Below are 15,625 nucleotides of genomic sequence, written 5' to 3'. Positions count from 1 at the left end.
CCGTTCTATGGATACTAATGAATAAATGTTTAGTGGAATGTGAGAATATTTGTTTTAAAAATGTAACGTGAAGATCTCATGAGTTTCTTTTGACAAAAATCCCCGCAGCGCTTACCATTCAATATAGAAAGAAAGGAGAGGGTAGCCTTGAATTGGCTCGGATCATTGCAGCAATTGGGCAGAGCCATAATGCTTCCTACCATGGTACTGCCGGCGGCAGCCATTTTGCTGAGTGTGGGCAGCTTACCTTGGTCTGCATGGGGACTTTCTTCGGTGTCTGAAGTGGCTACTTACGCGGGGCAGGCAATATTTTATTATATGCCTTATTTGTTCGCTGTAGGTGTAGCATGGGGGTTATCCAATCAAGCCGGAACAGCGGGTCTGGCAGCGCTGGCTGGGATGTTCACTTACGACCGAATTGTCACCCAAATGGGAGACGGGCTTGTACAACCTGCAACACTAATCGGAATTTTGCTGGGGATCGTTGCCGGTGTCGCGCAAAACCGGTTTAAAAATATTAAGCTTCCAGAGGCGATCCAGTTTTTTGGAGGGTCGCGTTTTGTTTTGCTGTTCATGGGCTTGTTTTCTGCCGGGTTCGCATGGGTAATGTTAGGAATATCTCCGCTGCTGCAGATAGGGCTGGATAATCTTTTTCAGGCAATATTGCAGACGGGCGGGTTTGGCGTTTTTATCTATGGGGTCCTATATAGGGTTCTGACCGCTTTTGGACTACATCATATTCTTAATAATGTGTTTTGGTTTCAATTTGGGAATTTTACGACTCCTGATGGTAGTGCTGTGGTTCAGGGGGATTTGCCGCGTTTTTTTGCAGGTGATCCTACGGCGGGGATTTTTATGGCGGGGTTGTTTCCGATTATGATGTTTGCGCTGCCTGCCATTGCTTTTGCAATTATTCAGGAAGCGCGCGAGGATTTGAAGCCCAAGATTAAAAAGACTTTTGTGCGGGCGGCGTTGGTTTGTTTTCTGACCGGGGTTTCGGAGCAGATCGAATTTGCATTTTTATTTGCTTCTCCGTATTTGTTCGCGGTACATACTGTAATGTCCGGTCTCGCTATGGTGTTGACCTACATGCTGGGAATCCATCACGGGTTCTCCTATTCGGCTGGAGCCATCGATTTCTTCTTGAACATGCATTTGTCACAGAGGGCTTGGTTGCTGATTCCGATTGGTATCGGCTACGGGATTGTATACTATAATTTATTTCGCTGGGCGATTCGCCGTTTTCAGATCCCGACACCGGGGCGTGAAGAAGGTTCAGAGCTTGGAGATTGGGCCGGCAATATCCCTTATCAGGCACCGCTAATCTTAGAGGCGCTTGGAGGCAAGGAGAATATTGTACAAGTGCAGTCCTGTATCACCCGTCTGCGGCTTACCGTTCATAATGACCGATATATAGATACTGGAGCGCTTAAAGGTTTAGGTTCTGCTGGGATTATCAAGCTGGGCGGCGGAAATGTCCAGGTAGTATTTGGCACGTATTCAGAACTGATCCGCGAGGAGATTAATAAGCTTATGCTTCGTGATTTACCGCAGGTGCTGTTCAGTTCGCCAATGCAGGGTAGAATGATGCCCATTGAGGAAGTGCCTGATCACATTTTTGCGGCTAAGCTAGTGGGCGATGGTGTTGCATTTTTGCCGGAAAAAGGGGAACTTACTTCACCCGTATTCGGGAAAGTCATGCACGTCTATCCTACAATGCATGCCGTGGGTATTTCGACGCCGGAAGGGTTGGAGGTACTCATGCATATAGGGATCGACACTTCACAGCTCAAGGGACCCTTTGAGGCGGTTGTAAAAGAAGGCGACAGCGTGGAGCCAGGTCAATTGCTAGTTAAATTCGACCTCGCTTATTTGCGTGAACATGCGGCCTCATTGGCTACACCGATGGTGATCACGAATCCTGATCGAGTCAAATCATGGAGCTATGCTCCATTTAAAAATGTTAAAAAGGGGCAATCATCAGTAATGTCCGTAGTCTTACACGAAAGTAACGTTGGAGGGATTGAAGGATGATACAAGGCATAGGCGCAGCAGCAGGTGTAGCTATCGGGAAGGCCTTTGTCTTGCCGAACTGGGAATGGAGCTTACCGGATACACAAGTGAACCCAGTGGATCTAGCTAAGGAGTTTGAGCGTTTATACGAAGGTATCCGTACCTCTAAGGACGAGATTGAATTCATCAAAAAAGAGTTCAGAGAAGTGGTAGGTCCGGAGGAATCGAGTATTTTTGATGCTCATCTGGCGATCTTAGATGATCCTGTGTTCATGAGTGAAATCCGCGGGATCATTGAGCGCCAGTACAAGGCGGCAGAAGTAGCTGTGAAAGAAGCGATTGATCATTTTGTAGCGATGTTTGATCTGCTAGACGATGAGTACATGAAGGAGCGGGCGGTGGATATCAAGGATGTCGGAAACCGTCTTTTAAAACATCTTTTAGGCGCTCCAGAGGTTACGTTACCATCGGATACACAGCCATATATTCTTGTTGCGAAGGAGTTGTCTCCTTCCCAGCTAGCTCACTTGAATCCAACTTATGTTCTAGGTATTGTCACCATGATGGGCGGTAAAACCTCACATTCCTCCATTATGGCTCGTGCGCTAGGCATTCCTCTTGTAGCAGGCTTGGAGAATAATCTGTCTAATCCTATTCAGACCGGGGACATGCTTGTGATCGACGGTGATACCGGATCTGTACAAATCCATCCAGATGAACTTACGATAAATGAATACGTAGCGATTCGGGATAAACAGCATAAAAAGAAAGAGCAACTGGAACTGCTCGCCACCGTGGAGGCTGTTACCAAGGATGGTGTGAACCTGCGACTTGCCGGTAATATCAGTTCAGTTAAAGAACTCAACATAGCGCTTAAGTATGGAGCTGAAGGTGTGGGTCTGTTCCGCACAGAGTTTCTTTATATGGACCGCAGATCTTTTCCAACTGAGGATGAACAATTTGAAGTGTATAAACAGGTCGTCGAGAAGGTGGGCAATAACACTGTAGTGATTCGTACGCTGGATATTGGCGGGGACAAGCAGTTGGATTATATTCAGCTGCCTGAAGAACAGAATCCTTTCCTTGGTTATCGGGCGATTCGCATCAGCTTGGATCGATTAGATATGTTCAAAACCCAGCTAAGTGCCATTCTGCGGGCAAGTGCATACGGGAATGTAAAGTTAATGTTTCCAATGATTTCTTCCGTAGAGGAAGTGCAGGCGGCAAAATTTGTTTTAGAAGAAGTGAAAGCAGAGCTGGAGCAACGAGAGATCCCTTTTAACCGGAATCTTCCTGTGGGTATTATGATTGAAGTTCCGGCGGCGGTTATGATTGCTGATTTACTGGCTGAGGAAGTTGACTTTTTCAGTATCGGCACTAATGATTTGGTTCAATATGTGTTAGCGGTAGACCGTATGAATGAACAAATTGCTCATATGTATCATCCGTACCATCCAGCGGTTCTGCGAATGATCCGTATGACGGTAGAAGCGGCACGTAATGCCAAGATTGATATCAGTGTATGTGGTGAAATGGCGGCGGATGAGCGTTCTTTGCCTCTTTGGCTGGAACTGGGAATTAGAGATCTCAGCATGTCGCCGCAGGCGCTGCTGAAGGTTAAACACCGCACACTGAACACACTGGCCAAGGATGCCAAAAGAATCGCCAAAGCGTGTTTCCACCATCGTACAAGCTCAGAGACGGAAGAAATGTTAACTGCGTTTGCACAAAAAAGTGGCCTTACACTTGGATCAAGCGGGGAACTACAGGAGAAAGCCTCATCCTAAAGTTACTGTAACTTTTATTCAATTCATAACAAGGTTCGGCATTTTTGCCGAGCCTTTTTCTTTATTTATGCCATACTTTAAAAAAAACAAAACCGTTTGCCCTGCGGCGCAGTCAATACATAGAGAGTTACACAGAACCGATTTAGATATAAAGGCAAGGGGGGAGGCAGGCCGAAAATGGATCACATTATAAATGACGAAATGGAAATGGCCGCTACGGACGAAGAGCTGTTTTATGAGCAAGTGGCTGGACAGAAAAGAAAACTTTATAGCATTGCTTACAGCTATTTGCGAAATGAAGCGGATTCGCTGGAAGTTTTGCAGGAGGCCACCTGCCGTGCATGGATTAAACGAAAAAGCTTAAAAGATGCGGAGCGTTTCGCTCCATGGTTAACACGTATTTTGATTAATTGCTGTAATGATGAGCTGAAGCGCCGAAAGAGGAATACAGTCGCAGAAGCTGCTCGAAGTGATGAGGGGATCATGGAGATGAAAAGTGACCGCAGACTGGACATGGAACAAGCGCTGGATGGAGTGAAACCCAAATATCGCCAAGTGCTGGTGCTCAAATATTACAAGGATATGACCCTTGCCGAGATTGCAGAGGTGCTGGATAAACCCGAGGGCACAGTGAAGACATGGCTGAATAAAGGATTAAAACAACTGCGTGACAAAATGAAGCGGAAGGGGGAGCTATTTTATGGCTGAGTCTGAAGAGAAGCTGCTTAAAGATTATTTTCAGAAAATCGATGCGGAGGCAGAAGAAATTCTGGATGTAAAACTGGACACTGCGATCCGCAAGGGGATGAAGCAAGGGAACCGTTCACGTTTGTCTTTTAGAAAAAAGTACGCTGTTGTTGTATTGGTAGTCTTGGCATTCGCCTTACTTATAATTGTGCCTTGGGCAAATCAGATGATAAATCCCGTACGTGCGCAATTACCTCCAAAAAGCTGGGGTCAGCTTGAAGTGTTTAGACCCGTTATTGCTAATAATCTGACGATTAAATCAGCACTTGATGCGGGGATGATGAAGGAGGTAAATATCTCTTCTCCTGAGGTGGATGGGATAACATGGATTGTTAATGGAATCATTGCTGACCGGAGAGGCATTGCAGTACTTTATACAATCCAGAACAATACGGATCAGAAGATGCGTCTTTTTGGCTTGTCTTTGAAAAAGACTCCAGAGGATAAATACCACCTTAGTGGATACAGCGGGTTTAGCACTTCTAATGCACAAGAGGTTGGGTCCCCTGGGACGACTCGTATGTATGAGCAAATCGTCTGGGATAAATATCAGGATGAGATACCAGAGGAGTTGAATATCACATTATCGCTTTTTCCAGATGCTCTTGGTCAAGTTTTTAATAACAAGGATATAAAAGAAATGGGTGTCAAAATTCCACTGGAAGCTGATAACAATTATTTTGAAGGAGAACTCGTTGATCTGAAGGATAGTCTGTCTATCGGCGGACAGAAAATTATAATGGACCAGGTTTATATTGGGCCTACGGGTATTTATATGCGACAAACCTTTGGCAGAGAGAATACAATGAGGATTTTCAGTTTGCTTTCACCTAAGCTTGTCCTCGGAAAAGGGGATCATCAAGAGGAACTAATGTGGGCAAGTGGTTCGAATATTTACCACAATGACAATATGAGACCCGATGATCCAATCAAACTTGAAGTTGAGGGAATCTCTGCTCTAGATCAATCGGAGGTCGAACTTGTGATTAATACGGAAACACAGCAGATTTTAAAGGCACCGGATAACTATCTCACGATTTCTAAACGGACCGCGGATGAGGAGAAGGGGATTATATTATTGGATTTATTGATTCCCAAAAAAGTTGAGGAGTTGCATGAAGCAACCGGTTTTGGGATAGACGATAATTTTGTGGATAGTGCTGGAAGCGGACATTGGCTTGTACATGATTCTGAGGGTTATTCTAGATATAGAGAATACCGTGAGGACGCTAAGGGAACTACAATAACTTATTATCTTAACGTAGGCAAAGAAAAGCTGCCTCAACCTTTGACTTTTAGGTTTACAAATTATCCAAATATGATCATGGAGACGGATTCCATGCGGATTAGATAACCATCTGGATTTTAAACGCCTCAAATCAAAAGCCCTGTTCCTCAAATTGTGAGAAACAGGGCTTGTTTGATTTTAACTATATTCCTACTGTTTATTCCCCAGCTAGTGCATCGCAAAAGGCTTTGCCGTATGGCGGAAGATCTGGCGGGCGGCGAGCAGAAATGATATGTCCATCCGTAACCACAGCTTCATCCTTCCAGATGGCTCCGGCATTCTCCATGTCATCACGGATGCCTGGCGTGGAGGTGACGGTTACACCTTCCAGAATTTTAGCAGAAATTAATACCCAGCCTGCATGGCAGATCTGCCCAATCGGTTTTTTAGCCGCATTAAAATCCTGTACAAGCTTTAGAACGGCACTGTATCTACGGATTTTATCAGGAGCCCAGCCGCCTGGAACCAAAATCCCATCATAATCTGCGGCATTAAGCTCGTCCCAGGAGTATTCTGCTTTAGCAGGTACGCCATATTTACCGATGTACGTCTTATCTTTTTCCAGACCTGCCAAGTGAACCTCGGCACCTTCTTCTCTCACCCGATACACGGGATACCAGAGCTCCAAATCTTCAAATTCATCGTCTACGAGTGCTATGACCTTTTTACCGGCTAGTCTCATTTAGTTAAGCTCCTTTCGATTCCCATGATTCTTTCATTATTCTATCAAATTTAAAATATGAAGTCATCTTTAGGGATGTAAATTATAGACAAATTGCCAATTTAATCATTATATGCAATAAAGGAGGGTTTTAATCGAGTGGAGTCGAATATAGAAGTTGAAAAAGTCAAACTTTGTGCGTTATTAATTTTGTGCAAGAGGTGTAGAAGATGTATAAAGATAATTTGATGGAGAAGTTGTGCAGTTGTGGTGGCCTCATGAACTTACATATGCATTCTTTGATTTTTAATACGAAGATGAAGATTACTCATGTTCCTGTCTATACCTGCCCAGAATGCGCTAGTTATGAACCTTTGCAGTTTATTAAAGCAGATCTAGGCAAATTAGTAAAAGAACTCAGTGGAGATGATCCGGGAAAAGATTTTTTGTTTACGGAGAGAAATGAATTGGCCAGTGTATTAAAAGAATCCTTGTCAGAAACTATAATAGGGGGAATATCAGAACTAGAGACGATAATCCGAGAGAGGATTCAGACCCGAGTCGATATGCTTCTCGATATCTATCGTTTAGCTGAGAAGCTGTCAGACCAGCATTGGATGGAAGAAACTAGTCGAAGATTGTCTCAATTAACCTTCCAAATGACTGAAAATGAAGATTATAAAAAAATTGTGTGAAAATAATGAAAATTTTTCACGGAATGTTGGATTTTTCACTCACTTTTTGTTACGATAGATAGAAGTTACATTATTGATGCTCTTGGACAGGTTAACCAGCACTGGTCACAATTTTAATCCAGGGTGACGTTTTCAGCCTTGAAAGAAATTTTGAAAGGAAAATGAAGCGTTATCATTGCACAAATGTACAAAGTGTCGTATCATATTTTTAATTAGTCGAACGATAAAATTTATCGCAATGGAGAGAGTAATTTGACGGTAACCATTTACGATGTAGCTCGAGAAGCAGGCGTATCTATGGCTACGGTATCACGGGTTGTGAATAATAACCCTAACGTGAAACCGCAGACCCGGAAGAAAGTTTTTGAAGCGATTGAACGTTTGGGATATCGTCCCAATGCCGTGGCAAGAGGTCTTGCCAGTAAGAAAACGACAACCGTTGGGGTTGTCATCCCTGATATTTCAAACTCGATTTTTGCAGAAATTGCACGCGGGATTGAAGATATCGCGAACATGTATCATTACAATATCATATTGTGTAACGCGGATAAGCGTAAAGAGAAAGAAATTCGTGTCATTAATACCCTTTTGGAGAAACAGGTCGATGGTCTGCTCTTCATGGGTGGTACAGTAACTGACGAACATATTCAAGCTTTCCAGACTTCTGCAGTTCCGATTGTTCTATGTGCTACACGGGATGAGAAGGGAACTTATCCTTCCGTTGACATCGATCATGAAACCGCTGCTTTTGATGCTGTGAACACATTGATTCGTCACGGTCATCGTGAGATCGCTATGATCAGTGGCACACTGCAGGATCCTGCAAATGGATATGCACGTTTCCATGGTTACAAGAAAGCATTGGAACAGGCAGGAATCGAGTACCAAGAGGATTTGGTACGCATCGGTAACTACCGCTATGAATCTGGTGTAGAAGCAATGAAGTATTTCCTTGGACTCAAGAAGAAACCAACCGCTATTTTTGCGGCAACGGATGAAATGGCTATTGGTGCCATTCACAGTATTCAAGATGAAGGTCTGAAGGTACCGGATGATTTCTCCATCATTAGTGTGGATAATATTCGTATGGCTTCGATGGTTCGTCCTTTGCTGACAACCGTAGCTCAGCCTATGTACGATTTGGGCGCAGTTGCGATGAGACTTTTGACCAAGCTTATGAAGAAAGAAACCGTTGAGAATCCGCGGGTTATCCTGCCTCATGAAACGATTCTCCGCTTGTCGGTTAATCATCTAAATAAGTAATTTAAGAACTGAACAGTTATTCCGTAAAAAGCTCCTTATGGAGCTTTTTATGTTTTTATTTGCTAAATAAATCTTCAAAGGAGGTATTTACTGTGAGTGAAGTCATCGGATTAATCGGAGCTATGGATGAAGAAATCAAGCTGCTTCTAGAGGGTATGGAGGACAAGCGGACAAAAGTTAAAGCAGGTATACAATATTACATAGGAAACATATTAGGAAAATCCGTAGTGCTCTGTAAATCTGGCGTGGGTAAAGTAAATGCAGCAGTTACGACTCAGATTCTAATTGATAATTTTGGCGTATCCCGTGTGCTGTTTACGGGGGTTGCTGGAGCAGTACATCCAGAATTGAATATTGGAGATATTGTTATAGCATCTACATGTGTACAACATGACATGGATGCTACGGGGCTTGGGTTCGCAAGAGGCGAAATTCCTTATCAGGAGACTTCCGTCTTTCAGGCAGACCCTGCGCTAGTACAGCTTGCTGAGAAGGCATGCAATGAGCTAGGTCAAAAGTACTTGATAGGCAAGGTGTTATCTGGTGATCAATTCATTTCTAATGCGGAGATTGTAGCTGAATTAAGAGACCAAATGGATGGAGCTTGTGTGGAAATGGAAGGGGCGGCGGTTGCTCAAGTCTGTCATATGAACGCCACGCCCTTTGTCATCATTCGCTCCATGTCAGATAAGTCTGATGGATCAGCTGAGGTGAATTTCAGGGAATTTACAGTACAATCTTCACAACGCTCCCATTCCATATTAGAATTTATGCTGCAGCATATTTAATGATCAATACATAAAGCGTTGTCTAAAACGTACTCTGTCAAAGGTCTCCTGGGAGGACATGGGCACCTCTTGTCCAATGCGAACCATTAGGCAGTTAGCGGGATGTGAACAAATTTCTGGATCATCCGTAGCATACCAAACCATATTTACGGTTTTCATCAGCCGTTCCATCATCTGGCGATAGGCCCATACGTCCAGCCCACTGCCTTTTAAATCCCAGTGCCAGTAATACTCTGTTGTAAAAACAATACAATTCTCCAATTGCTCCCGCTCAAAAGCAGTAGAAACCAGCAGCCGGCCTAGTCCGGCCCCTCTATAATCATTACTCACCTCTATCGCTCCAAGCTCAATAAGATCCTCCATACCACCCTGTGACCATAACTCCATTTCATCTGGATAATGGAAGGTCACATAGCCTACTATAACGTCATTCTCTACTGCGGTAATTACACGGCCCTCTGGCAAGCTGGCGATCTCTACGAGCGCCTCTTGTTGCTCTAATGGCCTGCGGAAAGCATCAAGGTCCTGATGCATATGCAGGACTTCAAGGTCCTCGGGAGATTGGGGTCCGCTCACAGTTATCGTTCTACCCATATAGGAGAGAGTATGGGAAATAGGGATTTTGCGATGCTCCATGACAGTGCTCCTTTCAGATCAAAAAAATGGTATGTAAACGCTTGCTATGGTATACTAATTCAGACATAAAAAATTCACATTCATTGCATTGACATCATTATTTAAAACATGAGTCTTACCCTTAAAGCTTAAATCAAACGAGTGAGGGAGGCAAGAGTGATGGGTCAAGTCCATAGCGAAATTTTGCCGGGTCGTGTGCAGAGCTCCAATATGTCTGATTATGCGGAGGCAGTAGCCAATTTTGAGTGGGAGGATGTTGAACGTAATTTCTCATGGTATGAAACCGGCAAGGTTAATATGGCCTATGAAGCCGTTGATCGCCATGTGGATGAAGGGCGGGGAGCGGCAACGGCCCTACTCTACAGTGACGCTGTACGGGAAGAATCCTATACATTTGCCGATCTGCAGGAGCGGTCGAACCGGTTCGGAAATGTATTGCGTAAATATGGCATCGGTAAAGGAGATAGGGTATTTATTTTTATGCCTCGCCAACCGGAACTGTATTTCAGTCTGCTAGGTATTCTCAAAATCGGAGCCATAGCAGGACCCTTATTTGAAGCCTTTATGGAAACAGCAGTTAAGGATCGTTTGGAGGATAGTGGGGCTGTTGCGCTGGTAACTACGCCAGAATTGCTGCATCGGGTCAAGCGAGAAGAGCTTCCTGAGCTGCGTCATATTTTTCTAGTAGGTGGAGCAACTGATATTGAGCAAGGAAACTTAGGATTCGCAGAAGAGATGGCTAACGTTTCTGCTGATCTTAATTTAGAATGGCTTGATTTGGACGATGGCCTTATTATGCATTATACTTCTGGTTCTACAGGTAAGCCCAAAGGCGTTTATCATGTGCATAGAGCAATGATTCAACATTATTATACAGGTAGAGTAGTGCTAGATCTACGTCAAGACGATATATACTGGTGTACGGCAGATCCTGGCTGGGTGACCGGAACTTCATACGGCATATTTGCCCCTTGGTTAAACGGGGTGACCAATGTAGTCAGAGGCGGCCGCTTTAGTCCTCAGGATTGGTATAAGACAATCGAACGGAATAAGGTATCTGTATGGTACAGCGCACCTACAGCTTTTCGTATGTTGATGGGTGCAGGGGAGCACTCTTTACAGGGGATTGATTTAAGCAGTTTGCGCCATGTTCTATCGGTTGGTGAACCGTTAAATCCGGAAGTGGTACGTTGGGGAGATAAATTTTACAATCAGCGTATTCATGATACTTGGTGGATGACTGAAACAGGGGCACAATTGATTTGTAATTATCCGTCAATGGATATCAAACCAGGCTCGATGGGCCGTCCGTTACCGGGGATTGAAGCAGCGATTCTGGATGACCGGGGAAATGTTCTCCCGCCTTTTTCTATGGGGAATCTTGCGATAAAAACTCCGTGGCCATCCATGATGAAAACGATCTGGAACAATCAGACGAAGTATGAGGAATATTTCCGGATTCCTGGCTGGTACATTTCTGGCGATTCAGCTTATATGGATGACGAAGGATACTTCTGGTTTCAGGGACGAATTGATGATGTCATCAACTCTTCTGGTGAGCGTATTGGTCCATTTGAAGTGGAAAGCAAATTAGTGGAGCATCCGGCAGTGGCAGAAGCGGGTGTAATCGGCAAACCGGATCTTGTGCGGGGGGAGATTATTAAGGCTTTTATCTCGCTTAGAGAAGGTTATACTCCAACTGCTGCCTTGAAAGAGGAGATCGCCGCTTTTGTCAAAGCGGGTCTGTCTGCACATGCTGCCCCGCGAGAAATCGAGTTTAAGGATAAACTTCCGAAGACACGATCAGGTAAAATTATGCGGCGTGTACTGAAGGCATGGGAGCTGCATCTACCGACAGGAGATCTATCCACGATTGAGGATTAGAATGAATTGTAAAAAAACACCGTTCCCGGATGAATTCATGGGAACGGTGTTTTGCTGTGTAAATTTATTTAATGATCTTTGGGTTAACGTGTCCCTGCATTATTACCTGCTGTGGTATTATTACTGCCCCCAGTACTGTTACCTCCGCCGACTGGTGTTTCCGTCGGTAGTAGCGGGAGAATGTTACCTGGATCCTCAATAATGTCTCCTGGTGTCGTCTCAGGCTCTGTAGGCGCCTCTGTACCAGGTTGTTGATCAGGTGTAGGAGTTGCTTCTGGTGTTGGTGTAATCCCTCCAGCAACGCTGCCAGAAGCCGTCTCATTACCTGCAACATCCACGGCGGTTACATAAAAGGTTGCATTAGCACTTGCAGGTGTACCCGGTGTGAATACCTTGTTCTCATCTGCCATGAGTATAGATTGCTTCTGGAAAGAACCTCCGTTTAATGAACGATATAAGCGGTATCCCACAACATCTGCCGAGCTGCTAGCGGAGAAGCTGATGACCGCTTTACCAGTGCTATAAGAGACGTTAACATTTCCGGGAGCAGCAGGGGAAGCCCCATCGTCCACACGTGGATCAACTTCTGTTGGGAAATCCGTCTTGGCATCGGCTGGCATATAATACTCCAGTGATTTATGATCCTTCATCTTAGGGAAGGCAGCCAGGAGTTCTTTGACTAATTCCTGTATCGGCTTCTCACGTTTAACGACGATTTTTTCCTTTAGGAACTCCTCTGGAGTGCCTTCCAACGGGATATAATTGACGCCTTTGTAAGTAATATACTTGGCTTTGGAAATCCCGTCGTCGCTCTCTTTTGGCACATATTTTGTATTAAATATATCCGTTGTGAATTTATCAGTCAGGGATGTTGGCAATTTGCCGCTATATGCGGAAACTGTCTTTTTGATAATTCCCTCAGGTTGTGCAAATTTGTCTGTGACGAATAGTTCCGGCTGCTTATCAATGACAGCATTCAACACTTTTGCCCATAATGTTTGGGCTTGACGTTTTTGTGTATCTCCCGTAAGAGTGTTGATTTGCTCTTTGTAGCCGACCCACATTCCCAGTGTGACATCAGGAGTGTAGCCCATAAACCATACGTCTCCATAATTCTGGGTAGATCCAGTCTTACCGACAATCGGAATTTCTTTAGAGTGTTTATATTCTCTTTTTACTGTGCTGGCTGTACCCTCTGTAATTACAGTTCGCAGCATATCTGTCATTAGGTAAGCTGTTTGCTTAGAGAATACTTGCTCAGGATTAACCTTGTGCTGATAGATAATTTTGCCCTCTGAATTGACGATTTTCTCAATCATGTAGGCATCATTAAAAGCTCCTTGGTTACCGATAGCGGAATAGGCATTGGTTAACTCTTCTACGGATACTCCGTATTTCAGACCGCCTATAACCCCAGTCTGCGCGCTGTAATCATCATCTGTGAGGGTGGAGATCCCCAGCTTTTTAGTAAAGGCCCAAGATTTCTCTATTCCGACCTTTTCATTAAACAGCTTAAGCGCAGGCAAGTTGAGCGATTTGTTAAGTGCGTAACGGGCAGTGACCAGACCTTGATAGCGATTATTGGCATTCTTAGGAATGTGGAATCCTTTTCCGCCGTCTTTTAGAATAATTGGCGCGTCATCCACAATCCCGGCAGGCTGAATCAGCCCTGCATCTAAGGCTGGTAAATAAGCTGAAATTGGCTTCATAGTCGATCCGGGCTGACGGATCATTTGGGTAGCATAATTCATCTGCTCAATATTGAAGTCGCGACCCTCAATCATGCCGAGAATGGCTCCGCTTTTGTTGTCGATTAACATGCCAGCCGTTTGTTCCATACCTTTGGTTTTGCTGTCTTTAGTAAAATTATTGCTGTCTTCTGAGACACTATGCATTGCATTGTAAACTTTTTTATCAATGGTTGTGTAGACTCGATAACCGCCGGTCATGAGCTGCTGTCTTGCTTCCTCAAGTAACACGGCATTGTCAGTAGTGCTATTGGCATCCGTTGTGCCATTTTTCTCTTCATTCAATGATAGAAGGATCTCGGATGCTTTACGCTCAGTCTCCATCATCAGATATGGATAGGTAGCATAGGCTTTTTTGGTGTGCGGCGCCAGAGAACTCTTGATATCAAATTGAAGGGCTTCATCATATTGAGAGGTAGTAATCTTATTCTCTTCAAGCATACGACGAAGTACAAGATGTTGACGGTCCATAGCTCTGTTGAAAGCTTTTTCGTTGAATTCACCTATGCCATTAAATGCAGAATAAGTGGAAGGGAGCTGCGGAAGACCAGCCAAATAAGCTGCTTGAGCCACGTTCAATTTGTCCAGATCGTCTAGACCGAATATTCCCTTGGCTGCTGCTTTAATTCCGAATACATTGTAGCCATTCGAGCCATTGCCGAAAGGAACCTTATTCAGATAAGCCGTTAATATTTCTTGCTTGGTCAAGAAGCGTTCCAATCTAAGAGAAAGTAGAATTTCTTTTACTTTGCGATCTTCTGTCCGATCCAGATTCAGGAATACACGTCTTGCGAGCTGCTGGGTGAGTGTACTGCCTCCGGTCTGAACGGATTCATTGAGAAGCTTTTGTTTGACGGCACGTAAGGTGCCTTTGAAATCCACGCCATTATGCTCATTAAAATTATTGTCCTCTATAGCGAGAACTGCATCGATAATAAGCTGGGGGATATCGTTGAATTCAATGAGCCTTCGGTCTTCTTCTGTCCGAAGCTGGCCGATCGGTGCGCCGTCTCGGAAATAAGCGAATCCGGTGATCGCATTTTGACTGACCTGCTGCTGAATCATTTCTTCGGAGCGAACAGGTTCATCCTTCACAATGGAAGCGACATAGCCTGCTACAGCACCACCGGCAAATAGAACGCCTATTATTCCAAGAATAAACATCCACTTAACTACAGAACCGAACCTGCTTAGGGCGGATCTGCGGGGTGAAGGCTTCTTAGCGTTTTTTTTCTTGTTCTCTTGAGCCATCGACGATAATTCCTCCTTTTAACGGAATTATTATAGCATAAATTGGCGTTTTTGAATGCGCTTCTACCTGATTCTCATGGTCTTAAGATTCGACTTTTGTGCAAAAATTATAAATAAAGTAATTTAGGGTATGATTTGCGGAAGCATAACCTTTTACAAACGGCATGGAATTTAGGATATTGACATAACAAAAAGCCCCCGGATTAATCCGGAGGCTTTGGTCATACCCGCTAAAAGCGAGATATTAACGGTTGTAGAACTCGACGATTTGTTTCTCATCGATATCCTGGGAAAGCTCGGAACGTTCTGGCAAACGAATATATTTACCTTCGAAAGATCCTTCAGCATATTCCAGGTAAGCTGGAAGGTGGTTACGGTTAGCAAGAGCTTCTTTAATGGAAGCCATGCCTTGGCTCTTCTCGCGAAGACCGATAACGTCGCCCAAGCTTACACGGTAAGAAGCGATGTCGACTTTTTTGCCGTTTACAGTTACGTGTCCGTGGGATACCAACTGACGTGCTCCAGCACGGGAGTTAGCAAATCCAAGACGGTAAACTAGGTTGTCCAAGCGGCTTTCAAGCAAGAACATGAAGTTTTCGCCCGCAAGACCTGGAAGTTTTTGTGCTTTAGCGAAGAGAGTACGGAATTGTTTCTCTCCCAAGCCGTACATGTGACGCAGTTTTTGTTTTTCCAAAAGCTGCATTCCGTAGTTACTTACTTTTCTGCGTTGGTTAGCGCCGTGTTGTCCTGGTGGGAAAGGGCGTTTCAGGTCTTTGCCTGTACCGCTAAGGGAAATGCCCAGACGGCGGCTGAGTTTGAATTTAGGTCCGGTGTAACGTGCCATGTTATAGTAGACTCCTTTAT

12 protein-coding genes are annotated in these 15,625 nt (G+C 44.4%); 8 read left to right on the top strand and 4 right to left on the bottom strand.

Features of this window, described 5'->3' with window-relative positions:
• Positions 1 to 147: 147 nt before the first annotated feature.
• From MHH63_RS15930 to MHH63_RS15915, 4 genes are all read left to right on the top strand, one after another.
• On the top strand, positions 148 to 2,034 hold the full coding sequence (locus MHH63_RS15930) for a glucose PTS transporter subunit IIA (RefSeq protein ID WP_341171782.1): 1,887 nt from the start codon (positions 148 to 150) through the stop codon (positions 2,032 to 2,034).
• A complete protein-coding gene (gene ptsP / locus MHH63_RS15925) occupies positions 2,031 to 3,800 on the top strand; it encodes a phosphoenolpyruvate--protein phosphotransferase (RefSeq protein ID WP_076183352.1) in 1,770 nt (589 codons plus the stop codon). The genes MHH63_RS15930 and ptsP overlap by 4 nt, the downstream gene beginning before the upstream one ends.
• A gap of 177 nt (positions 3,801 to 3,977) precedes the next feature.
• On the top strand, positions 3,978 to 4,508 hold the full coding sequence (locus MHH63_RS15920) for a sigma-70 family RNA polymerase sigma factor (RefSeq protein WP_094902125.1): 531 nt from the start codon (positions 3,978 to 3,980) through the stop codon (positions 4,506 to 4,508).
• Positions 4,501 to 5,901, top strand: coding sequence for a hypothetical protein (locus tag MHH63_RS15915; protein ID WP_341171781.1), 1,401 nt, complete (start codon positions 4,501 to 4,503; stop codon positions 5,899 to 5,901). The genes MHH63_RS15920 and MHH63_RS15915 overlap by 8 nt, the downstream gene beginning before the upstream one ends.
• Positions 5,902 to 5,992: 91 nt before the next feature.
• Here MHH63_RS15915 and MHH63_RS15910 read toward each other — a convergent pair whose 3' ends face one another.
• Positions 5,993 to 6,517: a type 1 glutamine amidotransferase domain-containing protein gene (locus MHH63_RS15910; RefSeq protein WP_076189861.1), complete on the bottom strand. Its 525-nt coding sequence runs from the start codon at positions 6,515 to 6,517 to the stop codon at positions 5,993 to 5,995.
• A gap of 269 nt (positions 6,518 to 6,786) precedes the next feature.
• On the opposite strand from MHH63_RS15910, the gene MHH63_RS15905 reads away from it, so the two are divergent.
• The 3 genes from MHH63_RS15905 (at position 6,787) to MHH63_RS15895 (ending at position 9,242) form a co-directional block, all read left to right on the top strand.
• The gene (locus MHH63_RS15905) at positions 6,787 to 7,191 is read left to right on the top strand and encodes a hypothetical protein (protein ID WP_341171780.1); all 405 of its coding nucleotides are present in this window, start codon (positions 6,787 to 6,789) and stop codon (positions 7,189 to 7,191) included.
• Positions 7,192 to 7,443: 252 nt separating this feature from the next.
• The gene (gene ccpA / locus MHH63_RS15900) at positions 7,444 to 8,454 is read left to right on the top strand and encodes a catabolite control protein A (RefSeq protein ID WP_036686140.1); all 1,011 of its coding nucleotides are present in this window, start codon (positions 7,444 to 7,446) and stop codon (positions 8,452 to 8,454) included.
• A gap of 92 nt (positions 8,455 to 8,546) precedes the next feature.
• A complete protein-coding gene (locus MHH63_RS15895) occupies positions 8,547 to 9,242 on the top strand; it encodes a 5'-methylthioadenosine/adenosylhomocysteine nucleosidase (RefSeq protein ID WP_076183358.1) in 696 nt (231 codons plus the stop codon).
• A gap of 3 nt (positions 9,243 to 9,245) precedes the next feature.
• On the opposite strand, the gene MHH63_RS15890 is transcribed toward MHH63_RS15895, so the two are convergent.
• Complete coding sequence (locus tag MHH63_RS15890; RefSeq protein WP_076183360.1) at positions 9,246 to 9,878, bottom strand: GNAT family N-acetyltransferase; 633 nt, start codon at positions 9,876 to 9,878, stop codon at positions 9,246 to 9,248.
• A 159-nt stretch (positions 9,879 to 10,037) separates the two neighbouring features.
• Here MHH63_RS15890 and acsA point away from each other — a divergent pair, with 159 nt between their 5' ends.
• The gene (gene acsA / locus MHH63_RS15885) at positions 10,038 to 11,762 is read left to right on the top strand and encodes an acetate--CoA ligase (RefSeq protein ID WP_341171779.1); all 1,725 of its coding nucleotides are present in this window, start codon (positions 10,038 to 10,040) and stop codon (positions 11,760 to 11,762) included.
• An 83-nt stretch (positions 11,763 to 11,845) separates the two neighbouring features.
• On the opposite strand, the gene MHH63_RS15880 is transcribed toward acsA, so the two are convergent.
• Both MHH63_RS15880 and rpsD read right to left on the bottom strand, forming a co-directional pair.
• Positions 11,846 to 14,761, bottom strand: coding sequence for a transglycosylase domain-containing protein (locus MHH63_RS15880; RefSeq protein WP_341144181.1), 2,916 nt, complete (start codon positions 14,759 to 14,761; stop codon positions 11,846 to 11,848).
• Positions 14,762 to 15,005: 244 nt separating this feature from the next.
• Positions 15,006 to 15,605, bottom strand: coding sequence for a 30S ribosomal protein S4 (gene rpsD, locus MHH63_RS15875; RefSeq protein WP_036686147.1), 600 nt, complete (start codon positions 15,603 to 15,605; stop codon positions 15,006 to 15,008).
• Between the last annotated feature and the right edge of the window lie 20 nt (positions 15,606 to 15,625).

Source organism: Paenibacillus sp. FSL H3-0310, from assembly GCF_038002785.1.
In the GTDB taxonomy this organism is placed as follows: Bacteria; Bacillota; Bacilli; order Paenibacillales; family Paenibacillaceae; genus Paenibacillus_AQ; species Paenibacillus_AQ odorifer.
Note: the sequence above shows the minus strand (reverse complement) of the source record. Positions and strands in the feature narration are given on the sequence as shown.